The 21,218-nt window shown below is 71.7% G+C and carries 20 protein-coding genes; 10 read left to right on the forward strand and 10 right to left on the reverse strand.

What is annotated here, in order from left to right:
* Window positions 1-5 precede the first annotated feature (5 nt).
* Together ACFU97_RS09255 and ACFU97_RS09260 are read left to right on the forward strand one after the other, a co-directional pair.
* Window positions 6-1,088, forward strand: coding sequence for a zinc-binding dehydrogenase (locus ACFU97_RS09255; RefSeq protein ID WP_384253024.1), 1,083 nt, complete (start codon window positions 6-8; stop codon window positions 1,086-1,088).
* A gap of 134 nt (window positions 1,089-1,222) precedes the next feature.
* Window positions 1,223-2,593: an MFS transporter gene (locus tag ACFU97_RS09260; RefSeq protein WP_384253026.1), complete on the forward strand. Its 1,371-nt coding sequence runs from the start codon at window positions 1,223-1,225 to the stop codon at window positions 2,591-2,593.
* Here the strand turns inward: ACFU97_RS09260 and ACFU97_RS09265 are convergent.
* From ACFU97_RS09265 to ACFU97_RS09275, 3 genes are read right to left on the reverse strand one after another with little or no spacing between them, the layout of a single operon-like run.
* Window positions 2,585-3,535 (reverse strand): DMT family transporter, encoded by a 951-nt coding sequence (locus ACFU97_RS09265; protein ID WP_384253479.1) that lies wholly within the window; start codon window positions 3,533-3,535, stop codon window positions 2,585-2,587. The genes ACFU97_RS09260 and ACFU97_RS09265 overlap by 9 nt on opposite strands.
* A gap of 59 nt (window positions 3,536-3,594) precedes the next feature.
* Window positions 3,595-4,302 (reverse strand): ArsR/SmtB family transcription factor, encoded by a 708-nt coding sequence (locus ACFU97_RS09270; protein ID WP_384253027.1) that lies wholly within the window; start codon window positions 4,300-4,302, stop codon window positions 3,595-3,597.
* Between the two features lie 60 nt (window positions 4,303-4,362).
* The gene (locus ACFU97_RS09275; protein WP_384253030.1) at window positions 4,363-5,004 is read right to left on the reverse strand and encodes a TetR/AcrR family transcriptional regulator; all 642 of its coding nucleotides are present in this window, start codon (window positions 5,002-5,004) and stop codon (window positions 4,363-4,365) included.
* Window positions 5,005-5,093: 89 nt separating this feature from the next.
* On the opposite strand from ACFU97_RS09275, the gene ACFU97_RS09280 reads away from it, so the two are divergent.
* The 3 genes from ACFU97_RS09280 to ACFU97_RS09290 all read left to right on the forward strand — a co-directional run bounded on the left by ACFU97_RS09280 (window position 5,094) and on the right by ACFU97_RS09290 (window position 7,288).
* The gene (locus ACFU97_RS09280) at window positions 5,094-6,245 is read left to right on the forward strand and encodes an acyl-CoA dehydrogenase family protein (protein ID WP_384253032.1); all 1,152 of its coding nucleotides are present in this window, start codon (window positions 5,094-5,096) and stop codon (window positions 6,243-6,245) included.
* Window positions 6,246-6,326: 81 nt separating this feature from the next.
* Window positions 6,327-6,572 carry a YiaA/YiaB family inner membrane protein gene (locus tag ACFU97_RS09285; protein ID WP_384253035.1) on the forward strand — a complete coding sequence of 82 codons (246 nt, stop codon included), beginning with the start codon at window positions 6,327-6,329 and terminating at the stop codon, window positions 6,570-6,572.
* 92 nt (window positions 6,573-6,664) lie between these two features.
* Complete coding sequence (locus tag ACFU97_RS09290; RefSeq protein ID WP_384253037.1) at window positions 6,665-7,288, forward strand: TetR/AcrR family transcriptional regulator; 624 nt, start codon at window positions 6,665-6,667, stop codon at window positions 7,286-7,288.
* 7 nt (window positions 7,289-7,295) lie between these two features.
* Here the strand turns inward: ACFU97_RS09290 and ACFU97_RS09295 are convergent, their stop codons facing one another.
* On the reverse strand, window positions 7,296-7,757 hold the full coding sequence (locus ACFU97_RS09295) for a MaoC family dehydratase (RefSeq protein WP_384253040.1): 462 nt from the start codon (window positions 7,755-7,757) through the stop codon (window positions 7,296-7,298).
* A 108-nt stretch (window positions 7,758-7,865) separates the two neighbouring features.
* On the opposite strand from ACFU97_RS09295, the gene soxR reads away from it, so the two are divergent.
* Window positions 7,866-8,351: a redox-sensitive transcriptional activator SoxR gene (soxR, locus tag ACFU97_RS09300; protein ID WP_384253042.1), complete on the forward strand. Its 486-nt coding sequence runs from the start codon at window positions 7,866-7,868 to the stop codon at window positions 8,349-8,351.
* A 43-nt stretch (window positions 8,352-8,394) separates the two neighbouring features.
* On the opposite strand, the gene ACFU97_RS09305 is transcribed toward soxR, so the two are convergent.
* The 3 genes from ACFU97_RS09305 to ACFU97_RS09315 all read right to left on the reverse strand — a co-directional run bounded on the left by ACFU97_RS09305 (window position 8,395) and on the right by ACFU97_RS09315 (window position 11,014).
* Window positions 8,395-9,462, reverse strand: coding sequence for an RNA ligase (ATP) (locus ACFU97_RS09305; RefSeq protein ID WP_384253044.1), 1,068 nt, complete (start codon window positions 9,460-9,462; stop codon window positions 8,395-8,397).
* Between the two features lie 95 nt (window positions 9,463-9,557).
* A complete protein-coding gene (locus ACFU97_RS09310; RefSeq protein ID WP_384253047.1) occupies window positions 9,558-10,286 on the reverse strand; it encodes a 3-keto-5-aminohexanoate cleavage protein in 729 nt (242 codons plus the stop codon).
* Window positions 10,287-10,411: 125 nt separating this feature from the next.
* On the reverse strand, window positions 10,412-11,014 hold the full coding sequence (locus ACFU97_RS09315; RefSeq protein ID WP_384253049.1) for a hypothetical protein: 603 nt from the start codon (window positions 11,012-11,014) through the stop codon (window positions 10,412-10,414).
* Window positions 11,015-11,236: 222 nt separating this feature from the next.
* On the opposite strand from ACFU97_RS09315, the gene ACFU97_RS09320 reads away from it, so the two are divergent.
* Window positions 11,237-14,020 (forward strand): penicillin acylase family protein, encoded by a 2,784-nt coding sequence (locus ACFU97_RS09320; RefSeq protein ID WP_384253051.1) that lies wholly within the window; start codon window positions 11,237-11,239, stop codon window positions 14,018-14,020.
* 32 nt (window positions 14,021-14,052) lie between these two features.
* Here the strand turns inward: ACFU97_RS09320 and ACFU97_RS09325 are convergent, their stop codons facing one another.
* Both ACFU97_RS09325 and ACFU97_RS09330 read right to left on the reverse strand, forming a co-directional pair.
* Complete coding sequence (locus ACFU97_RS09325) at window positions 14,053-15,375, reverse strand: serine-threonine protein kinase (RefSeq protein ID WP_384253054.1); 1,323 nt, start codon at window positions 15,373-15,375, stop codon at window positions 14,053-14,055.
* Between the two features lie 81 nt (window positions 15,376-15,456).
* Window positions 15,457-16,701: an exo-beta-N-acetylmuramidase NamZ domain-containing protein gene (locus ACFU97_RS09330; RefSeq protein ID WP_384253058.1), complete on the reverse strand. Its 1,245-nt coding sequence runs from the start codon at window positions 16,699-16,701 to the stop codon at window positions 15,457-15,459.
* Window positions 16,702-16,872: 171 nt separating this feature from the next.
* Here ACFU97_RS09330 and ACFU97_RS09335 point away from each other — a divergent pair, with 171 nt between their 5' ends.
* From ACFU97_RS09335 to ACFU97_RS09345, 3 genes are read left to right on the forward strand one after another with little or no spacing between them, the layout of a single operon-like run.
* On the forward strand, window positions 16,873-17,646 hold the full coding sequence (locus tag ACFU97_RS09335; protein WP_384253061.1) for an SDR family oxidoreductase: 774 nt from the start codon (window positions 16,873-16,875) through the stop codon (window positions 17,644-17,646).
* Complete coding sequence (locus ACFU97_RS09340; RefSeq protein ID WP_384253064.1) at window positions 17,643-19,310, forward strand: class I adenylate-forming enzyme family protein; 1,668 nt, start codon at window positions 17,643-17,645, stop codon at window positions 19,308-19,310. Before ACFU97_RS09335 ends, ACFU97_RS09340 begins: the two co-directional genes overlap by 4 nt.
* Before the next feature lie 45 nt (window positions 19,311-19,355).
* Window positions 19,356-19,949: a TetR/AcrR family transcriptional regulator gene (locus ACFU97_RS09345; protein ID WP_384253067.1), complete on the forward strand. Its 594-nt coding sequence runs from the start codon at window positions 19,356-19,358 to the stop codon at window positions 19,947-19,949.
* A gap of 53 nt (window positions 19,950-20,002) precedes the next feature.
* Here the strand turns inward: ACFU97_RS09345 and ACFU97_RS09350 are convergent, their stop codons facing one another.
* Complete coding sequence (locus tag ACFU97_RS09350; protein ID WP_384253070.1) at window positions 20,003-21,217, reverse strand: acyl-CoA dehydrogenase family protein; 1,215 nt, start codon at window positions 21,215-21,217, stop codon at window positions 20,003-20,005.
* Window position 21,218 lies beyond the last annotated feature (1 nt).

Below are 21,218 nucleotides of genomic sequence, written 5' to 3' on the forward strand. Positions count from 1 at the left end.
TTCCCGTGGTTCGCGCAGCAGTTCTCCCCGCCGTGGGCGCTCCCCTGGAGATCACCGGGATCGACCTCCCGGACCCCGGTCCCGGCCAGGTCCGGGTCCGGCTCGCCGCGGCCGGGGTGTGCCACTCCGACCTGTCCCTGTCCAACGGCACCATGCGGGTGCCGGTCCCCGCCGTCCTCGGCCATGAGGGCGCGGGCACCGTCGTCGCCGTCGGCGAGGGCGTCACCCATGTCGCGCCCGGCGCCGAGGTCGTCCTCAACTGGGCTCCCTCCTGCGGCAGTTGCCACGCCTGCTCGCTCGGCGAGGTATGGCTGTGCGCCAACGCCCTGAACGGCGCCGCCGACGTCTACGCCCACCGCTCCTCCGACGGCTCGGACCTGCACCCCGGCCTGAACGTCGCCGCGTTCGCCGAGGAGACCGTCGTCGCGGCGGGCTGCGTCCTGCCGCTGCCCGCCGGCATCCCGCTCACCGACGCCGCCCTGCTGGGCTGCGCGGTCCTCACCGGCTACGGCGCCGTCCACCACTCGGCGCGGGTGGAGGCCGGCGAGACCGTGGCCGTGTACGGCGTCGGGGGAGTGGGCCTGGCCGCACTCCAGGCTGCCCGGATCGCGGGAGCCGCGCGCATCGTCGCCGTGGACGTCTCGCCGGAGAAGGAGGAGCTGGCGCGCGGCGCGGGCGCCACGGACTACGTGATCGCCTCCGACACGACGGCCCGTGAGATCCGGGGCCTGACGGACAAGCAGGGCGTCGACGTCGCGATCGAGTGCGTGGGCCGGGCGGCCACGATCCGCACGGCCTGGGACTCCACCCGCCGCGGCGGCCGTACGACGGTCGTCGGCATCGGCGGCAAGGACCAGCAGGTCACCTTCAACGCCCTGGAGATCTTCCACTGGGGCCGGACCCTGGCCGGGTGCGTGTACGGCAACGCGGACCCCGCCAAGGATCTGCCGGTGCTGGCCGAGCACGTCCGGGCCGGCCGGCTGGACCTCGGCGCCCTGGTCACGGAGCGGATCGGCCTCGACGGCATCCCGGCGGCGTTCGAGAACATGCTGGCGGGCAAGGGCGGCCGCGCGCTGGTGGTGTTCTAGCGCTGTGCACGGGGGCGGGCCCGAACCCGCCCCCGGATGCTCCGTACAACCACCGTGCACACCCGTTGACCCCATACCGTCCGGTCAGTATGTTCCCCGGAACGTCCCCACCGCACCCACCGGAGTGTGCACGCATGGACACGTTCCCCTCCGCTCACCCCGCTCCCACCCGCACCGGCCTCCCCACCGGAAACCGTCGCCGCGTGGCCACCGCCGCCGCGCTCGCCTCGGCCGTCGAGTGGTACGACTACTTCGTCTTCGGCATCGCGGCGGCCCTCGTCCTCGGCGATCTCTACTTCCCCTCCGGCAGCTCCACCGCCGGAGTGCTCGCCGCCTTCGCCACCTTCGCCGTCGGCTTCCTGGCCCGCCCGATCGGCGGCGTCGTCGCGGGACAGCTCGGCGACAGGCGCGGCCGCAAGCCGATGCTGGTCCTCGCGCTCACCCTCATGGGCATCGCCACCACCGGCATCGGCCTGCTGCCCACCTACGACACCATCGGCGTCGCCGCCCCGGTCCTGCTCGTCCTGCTCCGCGTCGTGCAGGGCGTGGCCGTCGGCGCGCAGTGGGGCGGCGCGATGCTGCTGGCCACCGAGTACGCCCCCGAGGGCAAACGCGGTCTCTACGGCAGCGTGGTCCAACTCGGCGTCCCCATCGGCGTGGTGAGCGCGAACACGGTGTTCCTGCTCGCGGGCGCCTTCACCAGCGACTCCGCGTTCGCGGCCTGGGGCTGGCGACTGCCCTTCCTGGTGGGCCTGTTCGTGCTCGGCCTGGCCTGGTACATCCACCGCCACGTCGAGGAGACGCCCGAGTTCCGGAAGGCCGAGCAAGAACTGGCCGAGAAGGAGAAGGCCGAGAAGGAACTGGCCGAGCAGGAGAAGACCGAGCAGGACAAGGCCGGGCGGAACTCGCCCCTGCGCACGATCCTGCGCGGCCACCTCGGCACCGTGTTCCTGGCCGGCGGCTCCTTCGCCGTGAACACCGCGACGTTCTACATCCTCATCACCGGTGTCCTCGACTACACCACCCGTGACCTCGGCATGAAGAAGGACGCGGTGCTCACCGTCTCCCTCTGCGTCAGCCTCACCCAGCTCGTGCTGATCCCGGCCGCCGCGGCCCTCTCCGACCGCGTCGGCCGCATCCGGATCTACGCCCTGGGCGCGGCCGGCATCGCCCTGTGGGCCGTGCCGATGTTCCTGCTGATCGACACCGGCTCACTGCTGTGGCTGGCGGTCGGCACGTTCGTCGCCGGCTGCTTCCTCAGCATCATGTACGGGCCCCAGGCGGCCCTGTTCGCCGAGCTGTTCACGCCCGAGATGCGCTACACGGGCGCCTCGCTCGGCTACCAGATCGCCGCCGTGCTCGGCGGCGGCCTCGCCCCCTTCGTGATGGTGCTGCTGCTGGAGGCGACCGGCACCTCGATGGCGGTGTCCGGCTACATCATCGCCCTCGCGGTGATCGCCCTGGTGTCCATCAAGGTCCTTGCGGGCAGGGTGCGTTCACGCTGACTCGGAGGCACCCTCGGGCTGCGGCCGCGGAGTGCTCTCCGCCGCCGCGGCCCGTACGGCCGTCCGCCGCCGCGGCCGGGACCGCGACACCGCCACGCCCGCCAGGCACAGCACACCGCCGCCGAGCGTGAGCAGCCCCGGCACCTCGCCGAGCGCCAGCCACGACATCAGGACGACCAGCGCGGGCACCGCGTACGTGGTCGCGCCCATGCGCGAGGCGGTCGTACGGGCCAGGGCGTAGGCCCAGGTCGTGAAGGCGAGCGCGGTCGGGAAGACGCCCAGGTAGACCATGTTGAGGGTGGCGGAGACCGGCGCGTCGGCGGCCTCGCCGACCAGCTGCCCGGCGAACGGCAGACAGGCCATCGCGCCGACCAGGCACCCGAACGCCGTCACCTGCAGCGCGCTCGCGCTGCCCAGCGCGGGCTTCTGCGCGACGACCCCGGCCGCGTAGCCGACCGCCGCGAGCAGGCACAGCACCACCCCGAGCACCGACGAGCCGCCGTCGTCCGACATCGACAGGCCGACCGCCACCGCGCCCGCGAAGGACACCGCCATGCCCGCGAGCAGCCGCGGCGGCATGGCATCGCCGAGCAGCCGCGCGCCCAGCAGCGCGATGAGGATCGGGCCGATGTTCACGACCAGGGCGGCCGTGCCGGCGTCCACCTGCTGCTCGCCCCAGTTCAGGACCACCATGTAGAAGCCGAACCACAGCAGGCCGGATATCGCGATCCCGCGCCAGGCCGACCGCGGCGGCAGCCCTTCCCCGCGGAGCACCAGCAGCACGCCGAGCACCAGGGCCCCGGACAGCAGCCGCCCGAGCGCGAGCGCCCCCGGCGAGTAGGCGTCCCCCGCACTGCGGATCGACACGAAGGCGGAGGCCCACAGCACGACGGTGACGGCCGCGGCCCCGGGGGCGAGCAGCTCGGTACGACGGAGGTTCATCATGCTCCAGAGGCTAGGAGGGAAGCGGCGGAAGAGCTCGCGGATTTCGGACGGGGCACCTACCGCAGCGCGTCGGCCTCGATGCCCAGCAGCTCACCCAGCGCCCGTTCACCGGCCGGCGTGACCTTCACCGCCCGCTCCGACCCGATCCGCAGGCACCACCCCGCATCCAGCGCATGACGGCACAACGCCGCCCCCGCGACGCCTGCGAGATGGGGCCGCCGCTCGGTCCAGTCCAGACACGCCCGCGCCAGCGGCCGCCGCCCCTTCCGCTCGAGAACGATCCCGGCGGAGCCGAACCACTCCAGGCCCGCATCGGTCAGCGCGAACCCCGTGTCCTGCCGCAGAAGGCCGCGCAGCGTGAGCGCGTCGGTGACCGCGATCCCCAGCCGCCCCGCCAGGTGGTCGTAGCAGGTGCGCCCGCGCGCCATCGCCGACCCCGCACTCGACTCCCGCAGACTCCGCGGCCGTACGGCATCCCCGGGGCCCACCTGTGCCGCGAGGTCCTCGACGAGCTGCGCGACACGGGTGCCGGCGAGGTGCACGTACCGGTGCCGGCCCTGCCGTTCCTCGGTGAGCAGCCCGCCCGCGACGAGCTTGCCCAGGTGCTCGCTGAGCGTCGACGCGGCGACGCCCGCCTGCCGCGCCAGCTCGCTCGCGGTCCAGGCCCGCCCGTCGAGGAGCGCCAGCAGACACGCGGCGCGGGTCTCGTCGGCGATCAGCCCGGCGAGCCGGGCGAGCTGCGGTGCCTGCGGATCCCTGGTCATGCGTCCCAGGATGCGGCACGGACACTTCGGCGGCGGCCGAAGTGTCTCGGCCGGGCGGTGTCAGCCGGTCCGCCGGGCCTGCTCGTACTGCTGCATCAGCCCGTCCAGCAGCGCCGTGAGACCCGTCTCGAAGGCCCTCTCGTCGATCTTCTCCTGCTGTTCGGCGAGCAGGTGGGCCTGGCCGAGATGGGGGTAGTCGGCGGGGTCGTAGGCGCCGGCGTCGTCCACGAAGCCGCCGGCGAAGGAGCCGAGCGCGGAGCCCATGATGAAGTACCGCATCAGCGCGCCGATGGAGGTGGCCTGTGCGGGCGGCCAGCCGGCGTCGACCATCGCGCCGTAGACCGCGTCCGCGAGGCGCAGTCCGGCCGGGCGGCGGCCGGGCCCGGTGGCCAGGACCGGGACGATGTTGGGGTGGTCGCGCAGGGCCCCGCGGTAGGAGACCGCCCAGTCGTGCAGCGCGGTCCGCCACTCCCGGCCGTCCTCGAACATCGACAGGTCGACCTGCGCGCTCACCGAGTCGGCGACCGCCTCCAGGATCTCGTCCTTGGTGCGGAAGTGGTTGTAGAGCGAGGGCCCGCTGACCCCCAGCTGAGCGGCGAGCCGGCGCGTGGAGACGGCGGCGAGACCCTCCGCGTCCACCAGCGCACGTGCCGTCTCGACGATGCGGTCGGTGCTCAGCAGGGGCTTGCGCGGTCGGGCCATGGCGCACATAGTAGGGCTGCACCTTGAAACTAGCAGTGCTAATTTAAATGTCCGCCTTTCAAGGTCCGTCCACTGTGGGGTGACTCGGTATGAACCTGGAGCTCAGCGAGGAGCAGACCGCCGTGCGGCGGCTCGCCCGGGAGTTCGCGGACCGCGAGATCGCCCCGCACGTCGTCGCCTGGGACCGGGCGGAGGAGGTCGACCGCTCGATCGTGAAGAAGCTCGGCGAGGTCGGCTTCCTCGGCCTCACCGTCGACGAGCAGTACGGCGGCAGTGGCGGCGACCATCTCGCCTACTGCCTGGTGACGGAGGAGCTCGGACGCGGCGACTCCTCGGTGCGCGGCATCGTGTCCGTCTCGCTCGGGCTGGTCGCGAAGACGATCGCGGCCTGGGGGAGCGAGGAGCAGAAGCGGCGCTGGCTGCCGGGGCTCACCTCCGGCGAGTACGTCGGCTGCTTCGGCCTGACCGAGCCGGGCACCGGCTCCGACGCCGGGAACCTCTCCACGCGCGCGGTGCGCGACGGCGACGAGTACGTCCTCGACGGCACCAAGATGTTCATCACCAACGGCACCTGGGCCGACGTGGTGCTCCTGTTCGCCCGCTCCACCGACGCCCCGGGGCACAAGGGCGTCTCCGCCTTCCTGGTGCCCGCCGACAGCCCCGGCCTCGGCCGCCGCACCGTCCACGGCAAGCTCGGCCTGCGCGGCCAGGCCACCGCGGAACTGGTCCTGGACGGCGTGCGCGTCCCCGCCTCCGCGATGCTCGGCGAGGAGGGCAAGGGCTTCTCGGTGGCCATGTCCGCCCTGGCGAAGGGGCGGATGTCGGTCGCGGCGGGCTGCGTGGGCATAGCGCAGGCCGCGCTGGACGTGGCGGTGCGGTACGCGGGCGAGCGCGAGCAGTTCGGCAAGCCCATCGCCGGGCACCAGCTGGTGCAGGAGCTGATCAGCGACATCGCCGTGGACGTGGACGCGGCGCGCCTGCTCACCTGGCGGGTGGCCGACCTGATCGACCGCGGGCAGCCCTTCGCCGTCGAGTCCTCCAAGGCCAAGCTCTTCGCCTCCGAGGCGGCGGTGCGCGCCGCCAACAACGCCCTCCAGGTCTTCGGCGGCTACGGCTACATCGACGAGTACCCGGCGGGCAAACTGCTGCGCGACGCCCGCGTGATGACCCTCTACGAGGGCACCAGCCAGATCCAGAAGCTTCTCATCGGGCGCGCGCTGACCGGGGTTTCGGCCTTCTGAGATCCTCCGAGGCCTTCTGAGTAGCCGACCTGAGTATCCCGGCGGATGTGGTTCCGGCCACGTCCGCCGAGGCTTGTCCCCATGAGTGACACATCGGGCAAGCAGCAGAACACGGCCGCCTTCTACGGCCAGGCCGTCGCCTCCTTCGCCGTGGCGATGGCCGCGACCGCCATCGGCATCTTCAAGCTGAACGCGGACGCCTGGGTGCGCGCGTTCCTCGCGATCGCCGTCCTGTACCTCGTCACCTCCGCCTTCACCCTCGCCAAGGTGATCCGTGACCGGCAGGAGGCGGCGGAGCGCGCGTTCCACCCCTTCGAGAAGCTTTGAGCCCTTCTCCAAGCTCCGAGTGGGCACACTAAGCGCTCGCTCACCTTCGGCGGTATGGTGGGGTGTCTGTCTGCGAGAGGGGTCAGCGAGCGATGAGTACGGCGGAGGAGACGGCCGGCGGCGAGGCGGCCGCGTGGGGCGAGGTCACGCCCGACGCGGCCCGGCGACTGCTGATCGCCGCGGTGGAGGCCTTCGCCGAGCGGGGGTACCACGCCACCACGACCCGTGACATCGCGGGCCGTGCGGGCATGAGCCCGGCCGCGCTCTACATCCACTACAAGACCAAGGAAGAGCTGCTGCACCGCATCAGCCGGATCGGTCACGCCAAGGCGCTCGAGATCCTGCAGACGGCGGCCCGGCGCGAGGGCACCGCGACCGAGCGGCTCGCGGACGCGGTGAGCTCCTTCGTCCGCTGGCACGCGGGCGGCCGTACCACCGCCCGGGTCGTGCAGTACGAGCTGGACTCGCTCGGCCCCGAGGCCCGCGAGGAGATCCTCGAGCTGCGCCGGCGGTGCGACGCCGAGGTGCGCGCGGTCATCGAGGAGGGCGTGGCGGCCGGCGAGTTCGACGTGCTGGACGTGAAGGGCACCACCCTCGCCGTGTTGTCGCTCTGCATCGACGTGGCCCGCTGGTTCAACGTCCACGGCCCCTGGACGCCGGACGAGGTCGGCGCACTCTACGCCGACCTCGTGCTGCGCATGGTGGGGGTCAAGTAGCCGCCGCTCAGAGGTAGAAGCGGGCCACCGACTCGGCCACGCAGACCGGCTTCTCGCCGCCCTCGCGCTCCACGGTGTAGGCGACGGCCACCTGGACCCCGCCCGCCACGTCCTCGACGGCGCTGATCCGCGCCGTGGCGCGCAGTCGCGAGCCGACCGGCACGGGGGCGGGGAAACGGACCTTGTTGGTGCCGTAGTTGACGCCCATCCGCACGCCCTCGACGCCCATCAGCTGCGGGCCGAAGAGCGGCAGCAGGGAGAGGGTCAGATAGCCGTGCGCGATGGTGGTCCCGAAGGGCCCGGCCGCGGCCTTCTCCGGGTCGACGTGGATCCACTGGTGGTCCCCGGTGGCCTCCGCGAAGAGATCGATCCGCTTCTGGTCGATCTCCAGCCAGTCGGTGTACCCGAGCTGCTCACCCACCGCCGCCTTCAGCTCGTCGACGGACCTGAAGATCCTCGGCTCTGCCATGTCCCGGCCTCCCGTGCCTCGCAATGTCTAAGCAACTGCTTAGCATGGTCGGGCCCGCACCCGATGTCAACGGACCGCCACGGCGAGCGGGTGGGTAGGGTTCGAGGAGTGCCCCAGATTCCCGAGAAGATCCACGAGCTCACCGTCGGCCAGCTCGCCGCGCGGAGCGGCGCCGCCGTCTCCGCCCTGCACTTCTACGAGTCCAAGGGCCTGATCAGCAGCCGCCGGACCACGGGCAACCAGCGCCGCTACCACCGGGACGCGCTGCGCCGGGTCGCCTTCGTACGGGCCGCGCAGCGCGTCGGCATCCCCCTCGCCACGATCCGCGAGGCCCTCGCCGAGCTGCCCGAGGAGCGCACCCCCACCCGGGAGGACTGGGCCCGGCTCTCCGAGGCCTGGCGCACCGAGCTCGACGAGCGCATCAAGCAGCTCAACCGCCTGCGCGACCATCTCACCGACTGCATCGGCTGCGGCTGCCTTTCCCTGGACACCTGCGTGCTGTCCAACCCGGACGACGTGTTCGGGCAGAGCCGCTCGGGGTCGCGGCTCATGGTCGAGCCGGGCCGGAGCCGCAGGCGGCAGGAGCAGAGCTGAGCCGGGGCCCGGCGGCCGTCCCGCCGCCCGGCCCGGGCCCGTCTCACTCGTACTCGGTGCCGCCCTTGCGGGTCAGATAGGCCGCGCTGACCGCCTTGGCGATCGCCCGGCCGCCGGTCACCGGGCTGTACCGCTCCGCCGCCGGACGGATCACGACGCCCTCGCGCAGATGCAGCTCCCGCCCGGACACGGTCTCCCGCCCGCTCGCGATCGCCAGCACCCGCTCGACGTCGTACGGCCCCTCGTAGAGCCGGGGCACCAACGGCAGCTCCCCGCCGAGCAGTTCGGCCGCGTCCAGCCAGCGGACCGTGCCGTCGATCTCCGCGCTGACGTCGAACACGGCGTATCCGAGCGTCTCGCGGCGCCCGTCGGCGCCGTAGGTCAGGTCCTGGACCCCCGCGCCGTACACCTCGCCGAAGACGCCGACGCGGCGCGCGCCCAGCCGTCCGGCGAGCCGGGCCGCGGCCTCGGCGACACCGTGGCCGTGCACCGCGCGCCAGTACAGGTTGCGCGGATCCTCCTTCAGGGCCAGGGACTTGGCGCCGAAGCCCTTGGAGGAGACGTGCACCCGGTCCGCGTCGGCGAGATAGGTCAGCAGGCAGGCCGAGCCGTGCAGCTTCTCGGTCAGGACCACATCCTCGCCCGCTGCGAAGATGTCCGGAAACCGCTGGATGTTCTCGATGTCGACCCAGGGCAGCAGATCGGGCGCGGACTCGACCTCGCCGCTCATCGTGGGCGGGATCGGCGGCACCCACTTGGTGATGCCCAGCCGCTCCGCGAAGTCCGTGCCGTCCAGGGCGGCCCGCGCCAGGTCGACGTCCTCGAGCGCCTGCGGCCGGCAGACGATGCCCTGCGACAGCTCGCCGCGCAGCCGGACCGCCTTCACCCGGTCCGCGTTGCCGCCCGCCAGCCGCCCGGTCAGCCCCAGCTCCTCGATCAGCCCGGCGGGCAGCACGGACTGCTCGGGGATGTAGAGGGCGGCGTCGCCGGTGCGGTACGCGCCCTTGGCGACGACCGCGCGGTACAGGCCCACCTGGGCCAGTTCGAGCGCGTCGGCGTTCGGGTGCTCGTGGATCGTCAGCACTTCGGCGGTGACGCGGAGCGTCGACATCGAAAGGTCCCCCTCGGCAGATGGTTCTCAGGCGTGTTTCGTCGCCTCCCCACTGTCCGGACGGGAAAGGGGTGGAGCGAGGGGATTTGCCGGTGCTAGCTTCGAGGGCCGTACTGGGCGAGCGCCTCGGTCACCAACTGCGCGTTGGAGCGCGCCCGTTGACCGTCCGGCAGCAGCAGGGTGTCCTCCAGGCCGATGCGGGTGGCGAGCCCCAGGCGCCCGGCGAGGCGCAGCACCGGCCAGGCGCCGCCGTCCTCGCCGTGCAGCAGCACCGGCCGGCCGTGCGCGGAGCCCAGACCGGCCAGCAGGGCGCGCGCCGTGTCCTCGGCCGTCTCCGCCGAGGTGTCCGTCACCTCGGCCAGCACCCGCAGCACCCGCGGGCCGAGCGGGGAGCCGGCGAACCGCGCCGCCCCGTCCGTACCGGACCAGATGCCGGCCTCGACGCCGACCCCGAGATCCATCAGTGCGGCGGCGATCTCCTCGGCACCCGGCTCGTGCCAGTTGACCGAGGCGTGGTCGGGCAGTTCGGGCAGCCCCGCCCAGCTCCGGATCCGCTCGAGCCGCGCCGCCGCGTCCGGTTCGGCCCAGGCGCCCGTGGTGACGCCGACCGGTACCGGCACCCACGCCCGGATCGCCGCCAGGGTCGGAGCCAGCACGCGGGGCGAGAGCGAGTCGTCGCCGCACGGCGACTTGGGATGGACATGGAGATCGGTCGCACCGGCCGCGACGGCTCGCGCCGCGGACTCGGCCATCGCCTGTGGAGTCAGCGGCACCATCGCGCCGTCGGCGGACCCGCGCGGTCCGTTCAGACACACCTGCACCATGGCTCAAGCCTGGCAGGCCGCCACCGACAACGACCCGGCGGGCTCCGGTGGTCGGGGTGGTCAAGGTTGTCAGGGTGGTCAGGTTTTTCAGGGGGTGCGGCATCCCCGGCGCACCCCCGCCGTGCTCAGGCCGAGACGAGCAGCCTTCCGCGCCTTGCGTCCGCCAGGGCCTCGGGCTTGAGCACGGGCCGTGGCACGAGAATTCCACAGTGGGTGCAGACCGGACCGGTGGAGGGTTCGTGGTCCAGGTCGTACCTCCAGATCAGGCGCTCGTCGCCGCACACCGGGCAGACGGCCCCCGGTTCACGCTCCAGGGCGGCGATCAGCCTGCGCAGCACCTCGGCCAGCGGTTCCCGCGGGTGCACCCGCGGATCGTCGCACCAGGCGACACCGAAACCGCCCCAGGTCAGCCGATGCCAGTCGTCGACGGTGCCCGGCCGGCGCAGTCCGTCGTGCTTCTCCTTCTTGCGTCGCTCGGCGAACTCGACCTCGTAGGCCAGCCAGACCGAGCGCGCCTCCTCCAGTTCCTCCAGTGCGGCCACGAGCCGCACCGGGTCGGGGGAGCGGTCCTCCGGACCGAACCCTGCCCGGGAGCACAAATGGTCCCAGGTCGCCCTGTGCCCGTAAGGAGCGAACCGCTCAAGGCACTTGCGCAGTGAGTAGCGCCGCAGTGCCAGATCGCACCGCGGGTCGCGGACCTGTCTCGCCAGACTCCGGAAACCGGCCATCGCCCTGCACCTCCGTCACACCTGCACCTGTACTTCGGTCACTTCGGCGTCGTCGTACGGACGTCGCCGAATAGACGTATCGACAAGCGAATCGGCTCCATCCGATTTCCGATGCCCTCCATAAGCCCGTCGTACGACTCCCAAAACTTGACGCATGTTCATCTTCACTCCCGGGGATACCGCCGGTAACGTCCCGGCTCACCCCCGTCGGTAGGAGCTGCCATGCCACGACGTACCTCGCGTAGCACCCCGTTCAGACTGAGAACTCCCGGCAGACTCGCCGGGTTCCTGAAGACGGCATCCATATGCGTCCTGATTGCTGGTCTTTTGTCCCCGCTGACCCAGGCGACGGCAGCCGCCGCCACGGCCTCGAACGACTACTGCGGCGGCCAGTGCTCCGACATCGTGCCGCCGGGGGAGAACGGCAACGCGACCCTCGCCCAGATCCTGCTCAACCAGGCCTTCGGAACCCAGCCTGACCACGCGGAGGACCAGCTCGGGCCCTATGCGAACCTCGCCTCGGGGTACTCCACGCTCACCGACGCGAAGATCAACACCTTCTTCAACGACGCGTCGTTCGGGGTCGCTTCCGACCAGGTCGCCTCCACGGAGAAGCCCGCGGGCCGCACCGACGTGACGATCGTCCGTGACAAGAAGACGGGTGTGCCGCACATCACGGGCACCACCCGTTACGGCACCGAGTTCGGCGCCGGCTACGCCGCGGGCGAGGACCGGCTGTGGCTGATGGACCTGTTCCGGCACGTGGGGCGCGGCCAGCTGACCACGTTCGCCGGCGGCGCGGCCGCCAACCAGGGCCTGGAGCAGCAGTTCTACCGCAACGCCCCCTACACCGAGGCCGATCTGCAGGCCCAGATCGACAACGCGGTCGCGAACAACGGCGCCCGCGGCCAGCAGGCCCTCGCCGACGCGAACGCCTACCTCGCGGGCATCAACTCCTACATCGACGCCTCGGACTCGGGCCGCTACTTCCCCGGCGAGTACGTCCTGACCGGCCACAAGGACGCGGTCACCAACGCCGGCACGATCGACCACTTCAAGCTGACCGACCTGGTGGCCCTCGCCTCGGTGATCGGCTCGCTGTTCGGTTCCGGCGGTGGCGGCGAGGTCAACAACGCCCTGTCACTGATCGCCGCCCAGTCCAAGTACGGGGTGGAGGAGGGCACCAAGGTCTGGGAGTCCTTCCGCGAGCGCAACGACCCCGAGGCCGTCCTCACCGTCCACGACGGCCAGAGCTTCCCCTACGGCACCAAGCCCGTGACCGCCCAGGGCGAGGCCCTGCCCGACGCCGGCTCGGTGACCACGGAGCCGCTGGTCCACGACGCCACCGGCACCGGGGCGAGCCAGAGCGCCACGACGGCCGCCGAGCAGGCGACCGCCACCGCCCTCAGCTCCGCGAAGCGCGGCATGTCCAACGCCCTCGTCGTCAGCGGCAAGTACACCGCCAGCGGCCACCCGGTCGCCGTCTTCGGGCCGCAGACCGGCTACTTCGCCCCGCAGCTGCTCATGCTCCAGGAGATCCAGGGCCCGGGCATCAGCGCCCGCGGCGTGTCCTTCGCGGGCCTGAGCATGTACGTCGAACTCGGCCGCGGCCAGGACTACTCGTGGTCCGCGACCACCTCGGGCCAGGACATCATCGACACCTACGCCGTCGAACTGTGCCAGGACGACTACCACTACCTGTACCACGGCACCTGCACGGCCATGGACAAGGTCGAGCAGAAGAACTCCTGGAAGCCGACCACGGCCGACGGCACGGCGGCGGGGTCGTACACCATGCGCGTGTGGAGAACGAAGTACGGACCCGTCGCCTACCGGGCGACCGTCGGCGGCAAGAAGGTCGCCTACACCACGCTGCGCTCCTCCTACCTGCACGAGGCCGACTCGATCATCGGCTTCCAGATGCTCAACGACCCCGACTACGTGAAGAGCCCGCAGACCTTCCAGTCCGCGGTGCAGCACATCAACTACACCTTCAACTGGTTCTACGCCGACTCCCAGCACACCGCGTACTACAACAGCGGTGACAACCCGGTGCGCGCGAGCGGCGTCGACACCGAGTTCCCGGTGTGGGGGCAGGCCGCCTACGAGTGGAGGAACTGGGACCCGGCCACCAACACGGCGGCCTACACACCCGCTGCGCAGCACCCCAACTCCATCGACCAGGACTACTACGTCTCCTGGAACAACAAGCAGGCCCTGGACTACACGACCGCCGGCTGGGGCGACGGGTCGGTCCACCGCGGGAACCTGCTGGAGGACCGGGTGAAGAAGCTGGTCGCGGCCGGCGGGGTGACCCGCACGAAGCTGGTGCAGGCCATGGCGGACGCGGCGCTCGCCGATCTGCGCGCCGAGGACGTGCTGCCGGACCTGCTGAAGGTGATCAACAGCAGTACGGTCACCGACTCCACGGCCGCGGCGGCCGTCGGCAAGCTGCAGACCTGGCTCACAGCAGGTGCCAAGCGCAAGGAGACGTCGGCGGGTTCGAAGGCGTACGCCGACTCCGACGCGATCCGCATCCTGGACGCCTGGTGGCCGCTGCTGGTGAAGGCCGAGTTCCAGCCCGGTCTCGGCGGCGACCTGTACACCGCGCTCACCGCCAACCTGCCGATCGACGAGTCCCCGTCGGCCGGGCACGGGCCGACCGGCTCGCACGCCGGCAGCTCCTTCCAGTTCGGCTGGTGGAGCTACGTCGACAAGGACATCCGCTCGGTGCTGGGCGAGCCGGTGAAGGGACCGCTGGCCGAGAAGTACTGCGGCGGCGGCAGCCTGAGCGACTGCCGGGACACCCTGATCGGCACGCTGAAGGAGGCGGCGGGCATGTCCGCGTCCGCCGTCTATCCGGGCGACGACCTGTGCTCGGCGGGCGACCAGTGGTGCGCCGACTCGATCAACCAGCGCACCCTGGGCGGCATCAAGCACCACACCATCAGCTGGCAGAACCGGCCCACCTTCCAGCAGGTGGTGGAGTACACCTCGCACCGCTGACGCCCGGCGGACGACACGCGAGCGGCGGCGGGTCAGCGGATGCGGCCCGCCGCCAGCACGATCCGGGCCAGTTCCGGATGCACAATGTCGCTGTGCGCACCGGCCGGCGGCCCACCGGTCCTCACCACGGCCGCGGCGTCCACGTTGACGCAGCCCGACGCCGGCAGCCCCGCCGTGAGCGCGTCGGCGAGCTTGTACGCGCGCGTGCCGGACACCGCCTGCACGCCGTCGTGGCCCATCGCCCCCCACCGGGCGCCCACCAGGTCCGTGAGGCCGAAGCCCTCGATCACCCCCTGCGCGTCGTCCGCCATGCGCGAGGCCAGCGGATAGATCGTGCCGAGGGCCGAGTCGAAGTGGGAGAAGCAGCACACCAGGGGGCCGTCGACCCGGTTCTGCTGACCCTGCAGGACGCCGCCCGCGTGGGCGTCGTGCGGCAGCCGGGCCGCGAACGCGTAGTGGGAGAAGGCCCCTTGGAGCAGCGTCACGGACTTCACCGTGCGCACCCCGTCCGGCAGGCCGCGCAGCGCGAACGACACCAGCCGGCCGCCGAAGCTGTGCCCGACGAGATGCACCCGCACCGACGGCGCCGCGGTGGCCAACTGCCCGACCAGGGGCCCCAGTCCCCGCTCGCCGACGGTGCCGGCGCGCCGCTTCATCGCGTAGTACGTCGCCTGCCGCAGCAGTTCCTTCGCCCCGTCCCAGGGGTTGGGCAGGCTGAACTCCGCGGTGTCGCCGCCGGATCGCAGGTTCGCCAGCGCCTCGGCGAAGTCGTCGCAGAGCGTCGCCGCGTCCCCGGCGAAGAGCACCGGGTCGCTCTGCGGCACGCCCTCGGAGAGCGTGTCCGCGGCGAACAGCGGCTGCGGCCCGCCCGGCACGACCTCCACCAGCAGCCGGACCAGCCGCCCGAACTCCTCGATCTCGTTCTCCGGCCGCTGGTCCAGCATCCGCGCGATCTGGTCGACCACGGTGGCCCGGCCGGGGAAGGTCTCCAGCAGCGCGTGCCGGGTGTCCTTGTCGAGCGCCGGGCCGGGCACCGCCTCCGCCTCCGTGGCCACCACGGACTTCGGGAAGTTCCGGATCGATTCGTCGCTGAAGCGCATCGACGGCCAGATCACCCCCACGTACCCGACCTTCGCCTTCGGCACGAGGCCCGGAACGGGCGCGAAGAACCGCCGGTACAGCGCGGTGGCGCCCGAACGGTCGTTGTTCCAGCCGTGCGCGAAGACGATCAGGTCACGGACACCGTGGCGGGTGACCTCGCGCAGCAGCGTGTCCCGCTCCCGGCCGTCGACGTCCCCGTCCGCGTCGAAGGTCAGCTCCCAGTAGGGACTCACACTCATCTGCGGCTGTGCCATGACAGGCCCCCTCGACCCCCGTAGCAATGCGTGGTGGGCGCATCGTCCTGCCGGCGGGCGAGGTTGGCCATACGTCACGAGTCACTTGTAGAGGAGGTAATCCTTTCGAATGCGGCGGAAAGCGGTCAGCTCCTCCTGCCAGCCCGCCACCACCTCGTCCGTGCTCGCGCCCGCGTCGATCGCCGTCCGCACGTGCGTGGAGCCCGTCAGCTTGTCGATCCAGTTGTCCGACCGCCAGGCGAAGCCGCTCCAGACCTGCCTGGCGGTCACCAGCAGGGCGATGCCGGTGCGCACCGGGTCGTACGCGGCGCGGTCGTCCACGTGGATCTGCACCCCGCCGACCGTTTTGCCCTGGAACTTGGAGAACGTCGGCGCGAAGTACGCCTCCCTGAAGTGCACGCCGGGCAGCCGGAGTTCGTTCGCCGCGGTGGCCCAGCGGCCGTCGATGCCCTCCGCGCCGAGGAGTTCGAAGGGCCGGGTCGTGCCGCGCCCCTCCGACAGGTTCGTGCCCTCGAACATGCACGTCCCCGAGTAGACCAACGCCGTGTCGGGCGTGGGCATGTTGGGGCTCGGCGGCACCCAGGGCAGGCCGGAGGCGTCGTAGAAGTCCGCGCGCCTCCAGCCCGTCATCAGGACGTTTTCCAGCGGGACGGGCGCGTCGAGGAACTCCCCGTTGAACAGCCGGGCCAGCTCGCACACGGTCATGCCGTGCGCCTGGGAGATCGGCTGTCTGCCCACGAAGGTCGCGAACTCCTTGTGCAGCACCGGGCCTTGGGCCGACCGCCCGGTCACCGGGTTGGGGCGGTCCAGCACCACGAAGCGCTTGCCCGCCAGCCCGGCCGCCTCCATGCAGTCGTACAGCGTCCAGATGTACGTGTAGAAGCGGGCACCGGCGTCCTGGATGTCGAAGACGATCGTGTCGACGCCGGCGGTGGTGAAGACGTCGGCGAGGGGTTGGCCGCTCTTGAGGTAGGTGTCGTAGACGGGCAGACCGGTGGCGGGGTCGTCGTAGCGGCCCTCGGAGCCGCCGGCCTGGGCGGTGCCGCGGAAGCCGTGCTCCGGGCCGAAGACGGCCACCAGGTCGACCCGGTCGTCCGCGTGCATGACGTCGACGATGTGGCGGACGTCGCGGGTGACGCCGGTGGGGTTGGTGACGATGCCCACACGCTGCCCGCGCAGGGGCGCGTAGGCGCTCGCCCGGAGGTTCTCGAAGCCGGTGCGGAGTGGTCGGTGGCGGCCGGCGTCGGCGGCGTCGGCCGGGGGTGCCGCGGTGAAGGATGCTGCTGCCGTGGTCGCTGCGAGGAGGGCTCGTCTGGATAGGCGCATGGGGTGCAAGGTATTGCTCCCGCGGGTCGTGGGGAAGGTGGCGGTGATGCGTGGCTCGTCGCGCGGTTCCCCGCGCCCCACGACCTTGCAGGCAACCCTTTCCTGTTACATACCGACCGGTTAGTCTGGCCGTCGCGGGGGTGCTGGAGCCTAGTCCGTCGAAGGAGAACGATGGTGGAAGCCGTACAGGGTGCTGGTGTCGTCGTCACGGGGGCCGGGGGTGGGATCGGTGCCGCGATCGCGCGGCGGTTCGCCGCCGAGGGGGCCCGGGTCGTCGTGAACGATCTCGACGGGGCGCGGGCCGGGGCCGTCGCCGACGAGATCGGGGGCATCGCGGTGCCCGGCGACGCCTCCGAGATCGTGGCCGAGGCGCGCGACGCGCTCGGCGGCACCGTCGACGTGTACTGCGCCAACGCCGGAGTCGCCTTCGACGACGGGGCCCAGGGGCTGTCCGCCGACGAGAAGTCCTGGGCGACCTCCTGGGACGTCAACGTGATGGCGCACGTCCGTGCCGCGGACCTGCTGCTGCCGGACTGGCTGGAGCGCGGCAGCGGGCGGTTCGTCTCCACCGTCTCCGCCGCCGGCCTGCTGACGATGATCGGCGCGCCCTCCTACAGCGTCACCAAGCACGGGGCCTACGCCTTCGCCGAGTGGCTGTCGCTGACCTACCGCCACCGCGGGATCAAGGTGCACGCGATCTGCCCGCAGGGCGTGCGCACCGACATGCTGGCCGCCACCGGCGCCGCGGGCGACCTGGTGCTCAAGCCGACCGCGGTCGAGCCCGCGGACGTCGCGGACGCCCTGTTCAAGGGCATCGACGAGGACCGGTTCCTGATCCTGCCGCACCCCGAGGTCGCCGCCTACTACCAGGCCCGGGCCGCCGAGCCGGACCGCTGGCTGGCCGGGATGAACCACCTCCAGCAGAAGTGGGAGGAGGTGCGATGACCGGCTCCCGGTACGAGGCCAAGCCCTGGGTGGCGCTGCTCAACGACGCCCAGCGCGCACCGGTCAAGCCCGACCGCTCGCTGGTGCACTCCCTGCGGCGGGTCGCCGCCGAGGCCCCCGAGCGGGACTTCCTCGCCTACTTCGACGGGCGGCTGAGCTACCGCGAGGTCGACGAGCTCAGCGACTCGGTCGCCGGGCACCTCGCCGCCCGCGGGCTGGAGCGCGGCGACCGGGTGGCGATCCTGCTGCAGAACTCCCCGCAGTTCGTGCTCGCCCTGCTCGGCGCGTGGAAGGCCGGCGCGATCGTGGTGCCCGTCAACCCGATGTACAAGTCGGGGGAGGTGGCCCACGTCCTGCGGGACGGGGAGGTGGCCGCGCTGATCTGCTCGGACCGCGCCTGGGAGACGTATCTGCGCGACACGGCCGCGGACTCGCCCGTGCGGATCGTGCTGACCGGCTGCGAACTCGACTTCCAGACGCGCGGCGACGCGCGCGTGCTCGCCTTCGAGCGGCAGCCGCAGGCCGCGGACGCCGCCGACCTGACCACCGTGGCCCGGGCCGGCTACGAGGCGCCCGAGGGCCGCGCACCCGGCCCGTCCGACATCGCGCTGATCAGCTACACCTCCGGCACCAGCGGCACCCCCAAGGGCGCCACCAACACGCACGGCAACATCATGTACAACGCCGAGCGGCAGCGGACGGGGCTGGGGCTGCCGGACGCACCCGTCTACTACGCGCTGGCGCCGCTGTTCCACATCACCGGCATGGTGTGCCAGCTCGGGGCGTGCCTGAACAGCGCGGGCACGCTCGTGCTGACGTACCGCTTCGACGCGGGCGTGGTGCTGGAGGCGTTCGCCGAGCACCGGCCGCACTACACGGTGGGTCCGTCCACGGCGTTCATGGCGCTGGCCGCGCACCCGGACGTCAGCCCGGACCACTTCTCCTCCTTCGTCATCATCTCCAGCGGCGGCGCGCCGCTGCCGCCGGCCCTGGTGGAGAAGTTCCGGGCCGGCTTCGGGCCCTACATCCGCAACGGCTACGGCCTGACCGAGTGCACCGCGCCCTGCGCCTCCGTCCCGCCCGGCCGGGAGGCGCCCGTCGACCCGGGCTCCGGGACGCTGGCCGTGGGTGTGCCGGGACCCGATTCGGTCGTACGGATCGTCGACGACCAGGGGCAGGAGCTGCCCTTCGGCGAGCAGGGCGAGATCGTCGTGCGCGGGCCCCAGGTCGTGCCGGGCTACTGGCGGCGGCCGGACGCCACGGCCGAGACGTTCCCGGGCGGTGAACTGCGCACCGGCGACATCGGGTTCATGGACGAGCAGGGCTGGCTGTACGTCGTCGACCGCAAGAAGGACATGATCAACGCGTCCGGCTTCAAGGTGTGGCCACGCGAGGTCGAGGACGTGCTCTACACGCATCCGGCGGTGCGCGAGGCCGCCGTCGTCGGGGTGCCCGACGGCTATCGCGGCGAGACCGTCAAGGCGTACATCAGCCTCCGGCCGGGAACGGATACGGACCCCGGTGAACTCGCGATGTACTGCAAGGAGAGACTGGCTGCCTACAAATACCCGCGGCAGGTGGAGATCCTGCCCGACTTGCCGAAGACGGCCAGTGGGAAGATCCTCCGGCGGGAGCTCCGCTCCCGGCCGCAGCACAGCGAATAAGTACGTCGAGAACGGCAGAAAGCCCGGAAGGCAGGTGGCGGCACAGTGCCCAGAACGACGGACGGTGACGGCACGCCCGTCCCGCAGCGGCTGCTGGCCGCCGCCACCCGGCTCTTCGCCGAGCAGGGCTACGACCGCACCTCCGTGCAGGAGATCGTCGAGGCGGCCGGCGTCACCAAGGGGGCGCTGTACCACTACTTCGGCTCCAAGGACGACCTCCTGCACGAGGTGTACGCGCGCGTGCTGCGCGTCCAGCAGGAGCGGCTCGACGCGTTCGCGGACGCGGACGAGCCGATCGAGAAGCGGCTGCGGGGCGCGGCGGCCGACGTCGTCGTCACCACCATCGAGAACCTCGACGACGCGATGATCTTCTTCCGCTCCATGCACCATCTGAGCCCGGAGAAGAACAAGCAGGTGCGCGCGGAGCGCCGGCGCTACCACGAGCGCTTCCGTGCGCTGGTGGAGGAGGGCCAGCAGACCGGCGTCTTCTCCACGGCGACCCCGGCCGACCTGGTGGTGGACTACCACTTCGGCTCCGTCCACCACCTGTCCACCTGGTACCGCCCGGACGGCCCGATGGGCCCGCAGGAGGTCGCCGACCACCTGGCGGACCTGCTGCTGCGGGCGCTGCGCCCGTAGCCGTGCATGCGTAAGGGGCGGTCGCCACGGCGACCGCCCCTTACCGCTTGCTCCTACAGGTACTTCTTCAGCTCCCGCCGCGCCAGCGACCGCTGGTGCACCTCGTCCGGGCCGTCCGCCAGCATCAGGGTGCGGGCGCCGGCGTACAGCTCTGCGAGCGGGAAGTCCTGGCTGAGGCCGCCCGCGCCGTGCAGCTGGATCGCGCGGTCGAGGATGTCGACGACCGTGCGGGGCGTGGCGATCTTGATGGCCTGGATCTCGGTGTGGGCGCCCTTGTTGCCCACGGTGTCCATCATCCAGGCCGTCTTCAGTACCAGCAGACGCAGCTGCTCGACCGCCACGCGCGCGTCCGCGATCCAGTTCTGCACCACGCCCTGTTGGGCCAGCGCCTTGCCGAAGGCCTGGCGCGAGACGGCCCGGCGGCACATCAGCTCGATGGCCCGCTCCGCCATGCCGATCAGCCGCATGCAGTGGTGGATCCGGCCCGGGCCGAGGCGGGCCTGGGCGATGGCGAAGCCGCCGCCCTCCTCGCCGATCAGGTGGGAGACGGGCACGCGTGCGTGGTCGAAGATCACCTCGGCGTGGCCGCCGTGGTAGTGGTCCTCGTAGCCGAACACCTGCATGGCGCGCTTCACGGTGACGCCCGGGGTGTCCCGCGGGACCAGCACCATGGACTGCTGGCGGCGGATGTCCGCGCCGTCCGGGTCCGTCTTGCCCATCACGATGAAGATCTTGCAGTCCGGGTTCATCGCCCCGGAGATGTACCACTTGCGGCCGGTGACGACGTAGTCGTCGCCGTCGCGCTCGATGTGTGTGGTGATGTTCGTCGCGTCGGACGACGCCACCTCCGGCTCGGTCATCGCGAACGCCGAGCGGATCTCACCGGCGAGCAGCGGCTCCAGCCACTGCTTCTTCTGCCGCTCGTCGCCGAACTGCGCGAGCACCTCCATGTTGCCGGTGTCGGGCGCCGCGCAGTTGGTGGCCGTGGGCGCCAGCTGCGGGCTGCGGCCGGTGATCTCGGCGAGCGGCGCGTACTGGAGGTTGGTCAGCCCGGCGCCGTGCTCGGCGTCCGGCAGGAACAGGTTCCACAGACCCTGCCGGCGCGCCTCGGCCTTGAGCTCCTCCACCACGGCCGGGGTGTCCCACGGCGACGCCAGCGCGGCCCGCTGCTCCTCGGCCACCGCCTCGGCCGGGTAGACGTACTCGTCCATGAAGGCGAGGAGTTGGGCGCGCAGTTCCTCGGTGCGCGCGTCGTACGCGAAGTCCATG

It is taken from the genome of Streptomyces sp. NPDC057616 (assembly GCF_042800575.1).
In the GTDB taxonomy this organism is placed as follows: Bacteria; Actinomycetota; Actinomycetes; order Streptomycetales; family Streptomycetaceae; genus Streptomyces.